We start from the raw sequence: 10126 nt of genomic DNA, 5'->3' as shown, positions 1-10126 counted from the left end.
GTAAGGTTTAATGCAAGCTTACCTGTTGCAGTTGTCTTACCTGCACCTTGCAGACCGCACATCATAATGACTGTCGGCGGTTTTTGCGAAAATTCAAGTCTTGAAACTTCACCGCCTATCATTTGGGTAAGTTCTTCATTAACTATTTTAACAAGCTGTTGTGCCGGAGTAAGCGACTCCATAATCTCCTGACCAAGTGCCTTTTCGGAAACTATGTTCACAAATTCCTTAACAACCTTGAAGTTTACATCTGCCTCCAAAAGAGCCAGCTTAATCTCACGCATTGCGTCTTTTATATCTTTTTCGTTAAGCTTTCCTTTACCGCGAAGTTTTTTGAAAACTCCCTGCAGCTTATCACCAAGGCTTTCAAATGCCATAAGCTGTGACTCCTTTCCGCAAATAATCTATATCTATATTTCTTTTGATATTTCGTCAATCAATCCGTAAAACTCGTCTTTACCGTCAAAATCGGTATTTTCAAGCAACGCATTTAATTTTTCAAGCTTTGAACTTATATTATGAAATCGTTCGACTATTCCGAGTTTTTCTTCATAATTCGTCAAATGCTTTTCGCCTTGCTTAATCGACTCTCTGACGCCCTGTCTGCTTATGTCGATTACATCAGCAATCTCCGACAGCGACAAGTCCTCGTTATAATACATATCTATGGCATTACGTTGCTTTTCCGTAAGCAACTGACCGTATACGTCAAGCAAAATGGTAACATTCAAGTCCTTTGCCATTTGCATCACCTGTAAAGTTATTTTTATTTACAGGTGATATTTTACACGATTTCTGACAATTTGTCAATATATTTTTTATCAAATTTCTTCTTCCAAATCGTCAATGTTTTGTACAATTTCACAAAACTCATCATAATTAAGCAGTCTGTTGAGCAAATCAAGGAGCATATTCGTGGAAATTTTCATAGGTATTCCGAGAGAATGTGCAAGTGCGTTACGCTTTTCACCGCTGCCGATCCCCCCCGAAAGACCTGCTTTATACAAATCGGCTTTTGTAATTTCGCGTCCCGCTTTTACCGCCGTCGCACTTCCGTCAATCGTGCAACCCGCTTTTTTGAGGGAATCAAGGATTATATCGTCCTTAATCCCCTCAACACCCAAAAGGCCCTCTTTTCCGGGTTCTCTCTTGCGTTTTTCCTTGCCGTGAACATCGGGTACATAAGCGTGTTTTACCTTTTCTTTCGGCAAAGACTGTTTTATGTAGTTTCTTATTTTAAAGCCGGCACTGTCGGAATCGGTCAAAATAACAATTCCCGTTTCGTCCGCCATCTTTTTTATGCTTTCCAATATTCTGTCATCGGAAAATACGCAAAATCCGTTTGTCACTATTATCACCGCATCTATAAAACGTGACAGCTTTATTTTGTCGTATATCCCCTCGACAACAATCGTTTCTTTTACTTTGTACATAATAAATAATATCCCTTTGTAAATTATATTTCGATATTTATTTTATGCACTTTGTCTTGCTCTGTCAATACTTTCTATTATATAATTTTCCACAATGTCACGAAGTCCCTGCGGTTCGATACGTTTCTTTATAATGGTATCAGAAAATTCCGTTGCGTCTTTGTATCGGTAAAAAATATTATTTATCTGCTTGCTTTCCACTATTTTACCTCCGCCTGCATACACGGTTGTCTTTTCTATCTTAATTCCGTAGCACTTTAAATCACAATAATCTGCCGATATGCTCTCGGGTATAATATAATAATCCAAACAAATGTAAACCTCGCTTTCCTTTTTTAAACTTTTGTACAAAATCTCATTATCCATATTAATTCCTCCGTCTTTTTGATATTTATGCCTCCTAACCGAGCCACCTAACCATTATATGCATAAAAATTTTTGAATATTCTAAAAAAAATTTAAAATAGGTATTGCAGTTTTTTAAAAAATGTATTATAATATTATAGCTAACTGAAGATTTGATTGGCGATGACGGCCGAGCCCGTGCGATTGAAACCCGTGAACCTTGTCAGATGGGGAACCAAGCAGCAATAAGCGGTGCTTTCAATGTGTTACGGTAAACTCGGTCGGAGCCTATTTTGATTATTACAACGCCTATATGGCGTTTTTTCGTATAAAGAAAGGTATTGGAGATTATATGGCACATCAAGCTATTTACAGAAAATGGCGTCCTATGGTGTTTGAGGACATTGTCGGTCAAGGCCATATTACACAAACTTTAAAAAATCAGATTTTAAACGACAAAATCGGTCATGCTTACCTATTCTGCGGAACGCGCGGAACAGGTAAAACAACTTGTGCAAAGGTTTTGTCGCGTGCTGTAAACTGCCTTAATCCGCATGACGGAAGTCCTTGCAATGAATGTGAAGTATGCAAAGGCATTTTGGACGGCAGTATTTTGGACGTTAAAGAAATTGACGCGGCTTCAAACAACGGTGTCGACAATATCCGTGAAATCCGTGACGATGTGCGTTATGTTTCCACAAACGCAAAATACACGGTTTACATCATAGACGAGGTGCATATGCTTTCAACCGGTGCGTTTAATGCCCTTTTGAAAACACTTGAAGAACCTCCTGAGCACGTTATATTTATTCTTGCAACGACTGAGGCTCACAAAGTACCTCAAACGATTTTGTCAAGATGTCAAAGATTTGATTTTAAACGCATAAAGCCATCAGATATTATACTCCGCATGAAAGAAATCGCACACGGTGACAAGCTTAACATATCGGAGGACGCATATGAGCTTTTGGGACGTCTTGCAGACGGTTCAATGCGTGACGGACTGAGCATACTTGAAAGAGTCATTTCCGCCTGCGGTAATTCGATTACCGCCGAAAATATAACGGCTACTCTCGGCATTTCGACTGCCGAATCAATATTTCAGATTACAGACGCCATTGAAAAAGGCGATGTAAATAAAATAATTTCCGTAATTGACAATATTATGTCAGACGGTAAAGATTTAAGAGTGTTTATCGACTCACTTATAAAGAATTTTCGCGATATGCTTATTTGTAAAATTACAGAAGATTCTTCCGCAATGCTTGACTACAATGCAGAAGATATGGTAAAATTAAAAGCGTTATCAGACAAAATGTCTTTTGAGAAGATTTCTCACGCAACATCGGTACTGTCCGACGCACAAGCCGATACTAAATGGATGAAGTCGCCTCGTATAGTATATGAGTTGGCACTTATCAAACTTGCCAGACCCGAATATGACGATTCACCGTCAGCGGTTATGGACAGGCTTGCGTCATTGGAAAGCAAAGTTAAAAACGGTGCCGTTACCGATACTTCTTCCCTATCCGAAAGAATTTCAAATCTTGAGGAAAAGGTAAAAAACGGTATAACGATGCAGCCGACCGAAACGGTTAAAAAAAAAGAAGTAACCGAGAAGAAGAAAACTTCGGTCAGATTATATAACCCAATTCCGAAAGAAGAACTCACCTCCGACAATCCTATTGTCAAGGTTGCAAAGAATTGGGACAATATATCGCGAACGATGTGCAACTCGGCAGGTTACTTAAAAGCCGCTTTGATGAACAGAAATATAACCATTGATTCAGACGGTATTATACTTTTGTTCAACCCCAAAGAGAAAGGTGCTTACAATATAGCGGCAGCGTACAAGGATAAAATGCAGGTTATTTTTAAACGTGCGTCCGGTACAGACTTTGCGGTAAAGGTTGCATACGAAAACGACATACAAGAAGAACTCATTGATTTTTGGAACTTGCCCGGCGGCAACGGTGAAGTAAATGAACCAATAGAAGTATCCGACGATCCCCTTGACAATCTTGTAGCGAATTTCAGTGAAATCGTCGAAAATGTAGACGAAAGCGAATTTACGGAATATGATTCCTCTAAGGATAACTTCTCACAGTCATCTCTTGACGATAACAATAGCGAAGATGATGACAATGCTCCAGAAGAATTTTTGGAAGGCAAAGAATTATCCCCTGAGGATGATAATAATTAATTTTAAAAACTAAGAAAGAGGTAAATTACAATGGGAAAATACAAAGGTTTTGCAGGTTCAGGAATGAACGCTAATAAGAATATGAGCAACGTTATCAAGCAAGCTCAAAAAATGCAGGCTGAAATGGAAAAGGTTCAGGAAGAACTTGAAGATAAGGTTGTTGAAGGTACAGCTGGCGGCGGTGCAGTTACAGCTACCGCTAACGGCAAGAAAGAAATTCTTTCACTTAAAATCAGTCCTGACGCTGTTGATCCTGAAGATATTGAAACACTTGAGGACCTTGTTATGGTCGCAGTCAACGATGCAGTCAAAAAGGCTGACGATATGATGGCTGAAGGTATGAGTGCCGTTACAGGCGGAATTAATATTCCGGGCTTATTCTAATATGCACGCAACAGTCATTGAAAATTTAATCGAAAAATTTGAACAACTTCCCGGTATCGGCAGAAAAAGTGCAGAAAGAATTGCTTTTCACATTCTTGAACATATGTCAAAAGAGGACGCAGTTTCAATGTCTAACATAATCACAGAGGCGAAAGAAAAAATTACGCTTTGCCCTGTATGTCAAAATCTGACCGATACATCACCGTGTAAAATATGTTCATCACCGAAACGCGATAATTCCGTTATATGTGTTGTCGAAAGTCCAGAAGATGTTTCGGCAATCGAGGCGACAAACGAATTTAACGGTCTTTACCATGTACTTCACGGGTCATTGTCCCCTATGGACGGTATAACTCCCGATGACATAAAGATTAACGAGCTTTTACTCCGTCTCAGCGACAGTACGGTTAAGGAAGTCATTATGGCTACCAACCCAACCGTAAACGGCACAGCAACAGCAGTCTATATCTCTAAACTTCTTGCTCCGTTTGACGTAAAAGTTACCCGTATCGCACACGGTATTCCGATAGGAAGCGACCTCGAATATGCCGATAAGATTACTCTTATAAAGGCACTTGAGGGCAGACAAACTATGTAAATAAAAATCCGATGAATTAAATTCATCGGATTTTTTGTATATTACGAAAGTTTCAAGCTATTCAATGCCTTATCCAAAGCATTTTCGTAAACTGTATTCTTTTCACTTTCATTGCACGCTTTTATTACCGTAATCAGATTTTCACTGTCATATGGGATAAAATACATTGTATAATACACATTATTAACACCATTAATCGTTAAAACAAGATCAGCTTTATATCCCTTTTTGCCCATCAATGTTACTTCTTCAATTTCATTCGGCATTGAAATATTCAAATATGAACTTGAGCTGTTAAGCATTCCTGCAATATTTTTATACATATATTCTTCCAACGTATATGTGCTTTTATTTAATTTATCGTCGTAATATGACAACGACGTCTTTTCTGCACGCAATGAACTGCCGTCAGCCACACTTAACATAAGAGAAAAGTTAGGGAAAATTGCCGACAGTAATCCTGTTGTATCCATGCCATAATTAGAACGGTCTTTTGCCAACAGTAATCCCGTATCTGTTTCGCTTACATTCCACAAACAAGGATAATTGATACTGAAAATATCGCCTTTAAATTCATTTTGTACATTCAACGCGTCAATATCACTATCGCTTTCAAGTGCGTCGCCTAATTCATTTATATTTATTTCTCCAGGCACAAACGACTTTATAACCGCGTCAACACTTTCCTTAAATCCCTCTGCATCTTCTTCTCTCTTATCATATCCGAGATTAATTTTATATCTAAAATCACCGTAATTCATATAATACGTTTTTTCGACATACTCATTTTCGTCCTCCGAATAATTCTCCTCAAAATAATATGCTTTAATCTGTCCGATTTGAGTTTCTTTTATTTCGGATATTTTGTATTTTTCAGAATTAACGGTCTTTTCGTAATCATCACGGTTCTTTTTTGCCCAATCCGAGGCAGTCTGCCTATTCGGATTAGAATATGTAGAAATCATAATCAGAGGGTCTCTTACACTTGAATACGAACTGTAGTAATTCATATCGTCATAATCGTAACCATATCTGTAATTATAATTATCGTCCGTTTCAATACTTGTCGGTTTTGTGACTGTCACTTTATTATAAAAACCGTAGTATTCGTTTACAGACCAATCCTCGTTTAATTTGATACTCCATCTGTAATTTCCGTCTAAATATTCCGATTTTTCCTCTCCTGCAAGCTGTTTTTCAAGACCGATTTCGGCTACGTCAACTGTATTTTCTTCGTCGCCGCCTTTATAGTCGAATTCAAGCGAATTCAAAAATGCTGTGACATCGGTATTTTCTTTGGCAGTTTCAAAGTTTTCAAAACTTCGCTGTATTGTTATAAAATAAAAATATTCATCGGTTTTGTAAGCATATGCCTCTGTCACGGTATCAAGTCTTCTGTACTTTGTATATACATACTCAACGCCGTTATGCTCGCCCTTTCCTTTATCATACATTACATTTCGGTTGTAACTTGATAAATATGATTTTTGCATTGCAAGATAATATTGTTCCAAAGAATTGGTTCCGTCGTTTTTCTGACTTTTTAATGTGAATGATATATCATTCATTGAAAATCTGTAACTACCGCCATAACTGCTCTCGGACATATCAAAATTATCCGTCTTTGTAAAGCGCCAATGCTCCTTTGAATTACCGATTTTATCTTTTTCCGTATACTTAAACAACAGCTTATAATTCACTCCCGAATCCAGACCGCCTGCCGAAACAATCACTATTTCTCCGCTTTCGCTGTTGTATGTTACGTCCGCACCAAGTGCCTCTGAAACAAATCTCAACGGTGCCATTACAGTTCCGTTATCACTGATTGTAACAGCTGAACTCATAGTCAACGACTGTCCTGCAACGTCAACTTCCGTTGAATTTAATGTGTACTTAATTTCAACATCATCATAAGTCACCGAATAAACTCCGTCTTTTTCGGTTATTTCGCCGCCGAGTGCATTTACCAGCGCATACATATCAACCATTGTATCACCGTTTTGATTGACATACGGTGTGGCTGAAACAGACATTCCCTCATCGTTTAGCGTAACACTGCCACTACTTACGTTCACCTTAACAGTATTCACTATAAGGCTGTCACTATCCGCCATAGCGCCGACTGACGACAATATCATCGCCACACATATCATCAAAGAAATAAACTTTTTCATATCATTCTCCCCCCTATTCCGTTTTAGCTTTTTCGTCAAGAACTATATCCGCATACTTGATTTCACCGTTGGTTTTCACACCTACTTTGACAGTATCGCCCGGAAGATAATTCTTCATCAATTCGTTAAGTTCAACTATACTGTTTATCGCAACATCATCGACCGAAACCAACACGTCACCGTTCTTAAACGACGCCTTTGCAAGAGGTGATGATTTTTCAAGTCCTTTTATTGTAAGTCCTGCCTCTGACGGAACTCCCAGCTCTGCAAGCCAGTCCTCTTGGAACTCTGCACCAAATGATATATGTCTGACTTTTCCGTACAATTCAAACTGATTAAGTACATACTTAACTGTATCAACAGGAACTGCAAAATTAGTATTTGTACCCGAATATCCGCTTGATGTAATACCAACAAGCTCACCGTTCATATTAATAAGTGCACCGCCCGAATTTCCGTGAGTGATAGCCGTATCTGTCTGAACAAGTCTGTACGGCTCGCCGACACTTCTGTTTAGTCCGCTTATATGCCCTACCGTTGCGGAATTACGCAATGAAAACGTTATCGGTGTTCCTATTGCTATAACCTGTTTACCAACAACAATATCTTCACTGTTTGCGAATTTCACAACTGGCAAACCAATCTTTTTTATTTTAACAACCGCAAGGTCTGTATCTTCATCTATATATTTCAGTTGCGCCTCATAGCCTTTTCCGTCATTCATCACAACTAAAATCGTGTTCATATTTTTTACAACGTGTGCATTGGTAAGAATTTCACCGCCGGTTTTTATTATAACACCCGAACCGCTCATAATACCCTCTTGCGAGCCGTAATAGCTTTCCGTTTTACCGCGCCCGATAATTCCGACCACTGACGGACTTACCGATTCAATCACCGAAGGAATTAATTCATCATCACTAAGCGAATTTGATATATTAATGCCTGCTGTCTGCGTTTCCTCGTTCCATGAAACCTCTGCTCCGGCGGCCTCAAAAACACCTCTAAGCGGTACATACGTTTTGTCGTCGATTATTACCGCGTCAGTATCTATCTGCGTTCCGTTCACTTCAACATTCGGTGCCGCCATTGCAGTTTGCGACAAAAGCAATACAGAAATCATGCACGCAAAAACTATTTTTCTTTTCATTTGTCATCCCCTCCGATTTTATTTATTTTGTACAAATATAATATCATTTTCCATTTTATTTGTCAATATTTTCAACAAATTTTAATTATACGATTTTATGTAAAATCATTATGAACATAATCAAACTTTACTTGACTAATTTCTTATTAGAATGTATAATAGAATAGAATAATTTTATACTCTACAATATGTGAGGGGGTTACATTGATGAGTAGACTACATATGGGTATTGATGTAGGCTCAACAACAGTTAAAGTTGTTGTGCTTGATGAAAACAATAATACTTTATTTGCAGAATACAGACGTCATTTTTCAGATATAAAAAGCACCGTTAAAGGCCTTTTTGCAGAAGTCAAGGAGGTTGTCAAAAACGAACAGTTCACTGTTGTTATAACAGGTTCGGGCGGTCTTTTACTTTCAAAAATGCTTGATTTGCCTTTCGTACAGGAGGTTATAGCAAACAAAACAGCTATAAAAACATTTATGCCTGAAACAGATGTTGTTATCGAACTTGGCGGTGAGGATGCAAAAATCCTTTATCTTTCGGGCGGACTTGAGCAAAGAATGAACGGCACTTGTGCCGGCGGTACAGGTTCTTTTATTGACCAAATGTCTATACTTTTAAAAACAGATGCAGACGGTCTTAATGCACTTGCCGAAAATCACACTATTATTTACCCTATCGCCGCTCGTTGCGGTGTTTTCGCAAAATCGGACGTTCAGCCGCTTTTAAACGAGGGTGCGGCACGTGAAGATATTGCCGCGTCAATTCTTCAAGCCGTTGTAACTCAGACAATCAGCGGTCTTGCACAAGGCAGACCTATAAAGGGCAATATCGTATTTCTTGGAGGTCCTTTGCACTTCTTACCTCAGCTAAGACGTCAGTTTGAGGAAACTTTAAAGGACAATGCGAAGTCTTTCAAAACTCCTGAAAACGCACAGCTGTTCGTGGCAATCGGTGCGGCACTTATGTACGAAGACAAGACTTCCGACATAGACACACTTATTTCACAGCTTGCAAACGCAAAATCGGTTGACGCAGAAATCACGCGTATGCGCAAGCTGTTTGAAACAGAGGAAGAACGCAAGGAATTTTTCGACAGACACGGCAAAGACGTTGCAAGACGTAAGGATATTTCAACCGCAAACGGTCCTGTATTTCTTGGTCTTGACGTAGGTTCAACGACTATCAAAGCCGCACTTATTAACGAGGACGGCGATATTCTTTATGATTATTACGGCAAAAACGAAGGCAGTCCTATTACCTGCGGTATAAAAATACTTCGTGAATTGTATTCAAAATTGCCGAAATCGGCTTATATCGCAAATGCCTGTACAACAGGTTACGGCGAACTTTTGTTAAAGACTGCTTTCAGAATTGAAGAAGGCGAAATCGAAACTATCGCCCACTACAAAGCCGCAAATTATTTTTCACCGGGTGTTGATTTTATCATCGACATCGGCGGTCAGGATATGAAATGTATGAAAATCAGAAACGGCGTAATCGACAGCATTATGCTTAACGAGGCCTGTTCATCGGGCTGTGGTTCATTCATTCAGACATTTGCGGAAAGTTTGGGACTTGATACAATATCATTCTCACAAGAGGCACTTGTGGCAGACAATCCCGTTGACCTTGGTACACGTTGTACGGTGTTTATGAATTCGCGTGTTAAACAAGCCCAAAAAGAGGGTGCGACTGTCGGTGACATCAGTGCAGGTCTTTCCTATTCCGTTGTCAGAAACGCACTTTACAAGGTTATAAAACTTCGTGACCCCGAACAAATGGGTACTAATATCGTTGTTCAAGGCGGTACTTTCAACAACAATGCTATACTT

10 protein-coding genes and 1 other RNA gene are annotated in these 10126 nt (G+C 39.0%); 5 read left to right on the top strand and 6 right to left on the bottom strand.

The features are described 5' to 3' along the window. From ACLTU0_RS08460 to ACLTU0_RS08445, 4 genes are all read right to left on the bottom strand, one after another. The coding region (locus tag ACLTU0_RS08460) for a signal recognition particle receptor subunit alpha (protein ID WP_412322040.1) at positions 1-377 on the bottom strand (377 nt) is incomplete at its 3' end. Positions 378-410: 33 nt separating this feature from the next. Continuing rightward, entirely contained in the window at positions 411-743 is a 333-nt protein-coding gene (ylxM, locus tag ACLTU0_RS08455; protein ID WP_022229516.1) for a YlxM family DNA-binding protein, read from the bottom strand. Between the two features lie 78 nt (positions 744-821). Continuing rightward, the gene (locus ACLTU0_RS08450) at positions 822-1433 is read right to left on the bottom strand and encodes a toprim domain-containing protein (protein ID WP_412322038.1); all 612 of its coding nucleotides are present in this window, start codon (positions 1431-1433) and stop codon (positions 822-824) included. Between the two features lie 42 nt (positions 1434-1475). Then, entirely contained in the window at positions 1476-1799 is a 324-nt protein-coding gene (locus ACLTU0_RS08445) for a DUF6514 family protein (RefSeq protein ID WP_022229518.1), read from the bottom strand. A 167-nt stretch (positions 1800-1966) separates the two neighbouring features. Here ACLTU0_RS08445 and ffs point away from each other — a divergent pair. The 4 genes from ffs to recR all read left to right on the top strand — a co-directional run bounded on the left by ffs (position 1967) and on the right by recR (position 4963). Beyond that, positions 1967-2064, top strand: an RNA gene (gene ffs / locus ACLTU0_RS08440) — signal recognition particle sRNA small type. 66 nt (positions 2065-2130) lie between these two features. Continuing rightward, positions 2131-3981, top strand: a complete 1851-nt coding sequence (gene dnaX, locus ACLTU0_RS08435) for a DNA polymerase III subunit gamma/tau (protein WP_412322036.1) — start codon at positions 2131-2133, stop codon at positions 3979-3981. A gap of 30 nt (positions 3982-4011) precedes the next feature. Next, positions 4012-4365, top strand: a complete 354-nt coding sequence (locus ACLTU0_RS08430; protein ID WP_022229520.1) for a YbaB/EbfC family nucleoid-associated protein — start codon at positions 4012-4014, stop codon at positions 4363-4365. A 1-nt stretch (position 4366) separates the two neighbouring features. Then, positions 4367-4963 (top strand): recombination mediator RecR, encoded by a 597-nt coding sequence (gene recR, locus ACLTU0_RS08425; RefSeq protein WP_022229521.1) that lies wholly within the window; start codon positions 4367-4369, stop codon positions 4961-4963. Between the two features lie 41 nt (positions 4964-5004). On the opposite strand, the gene ACLTU0_RS08420 is transcribed toward recR, so the two are convergent. Next, positions 5005-7137, bottom strand: a complete 2133-nt coding sequence (locus ACLTU0_RS08420; protein ID WP_412322034.1) for a copper amine oxidase N-terminal domain-containing protein — start codon at positions 7135-7137, stop codon at positions 5005-5007. A 13-nt stretch (positions 7138-7150) separates the two neighbouring features. Continuing rightward, positions 7151-8287: a trypsin-like peptidase domain-containing protein gene (locus ACLTU0_RS08415; protein ID WP_412322032.1), complete on the bottom strand. Its 1137-nt coding sequence runs from the start codon at positions 8285-8287 to the stop codon at positions 7151-7153. Between the two features lie 207 nt (positions 8288-8494). Between ACLTU0_RS08415 and ACLTU0_RS08410 the strand changes: the two genes are divergently transcribed. Then, on the top strand, positions 8495-10126 hold a 1632-nt coding region (locus ACLTU0_RS08410; RefSeq protein ID WP_412322030.1), incomplete at its 3' end, for an acyl-CoA dehydratase activase.

The organism is Hominilimicola sp. (genome assembly GCF_046972485.1).
Classification (GTDB): Bacteria; Bacillota; Clostridia; order UBA1381; family UBA1381; genus Hominilimicola; species Hominilimicola fabiformis.
Note: the sequence above shows the minus strand (reverse complement) of the source record. Positions and strands in the feature narration are given on the sequence as shown.

Excerpts from the sequence above, each read along its gene's own strand:
- ylxM (WP_022229516.1), bottom strand. The coding sequence starts at position 743 with ATGGCAAAGGACTTGAATGTTACCATTTTGCTTGACGTATACGGTCAG.
- ACLTU0_RS08450 (WP_412322038.1), bottom strand. The coding sequence starts at position 1,433 with ATGTACAAAGTAAAAGAAACGATTGTTGTCGAGGGGATATACGACAAA.
- ACLTU0_RS08420 (WP_412322034.1), bottom strand. The coding sequence starts at position 7,137 with ATGAAAAAGTTTATTTCTTTGATGATATGTGTGGCGATGATATTGTCG.
- recR (WP_022229521.1), top strand. The coding sequence starts at position 4,367 with ATGCACGCAACAGTCATTGAAAATTTAATCGAAAAATTTGAACAACTT.
- ACLTU0_RS08430 (WP_022229520.1), top strand. The coding sequence starts at position 4,012 with ATGGGAAAATACAAAGGTTTTGCAGGTTCAGGAATGAACGCTAATAAG.
- ACLTU0_RS08415 (WP_412322032.1), bottom strand. The coding sequence starts at position 8,287 with ATGAAAAGAAAAATAGTTTTTGCGTGCATGATTTCTGTATTGCTTTTG.
- ACLTU0_RS08445 (WP_022229518.1), bottom strand. The coding sequence starts at position 1,799 with ATGGATAATGAGATTTTGTACAAAAGTTTAAAAAAGGAAAGCGAGGTT.
- dnaX (WP_412322036.1), top strand. The coding sequence starts at position 2,131 with ATGGCACATCAAGCTATTTACAGAAAATGGCGTCCTATGGTGTTTGAG.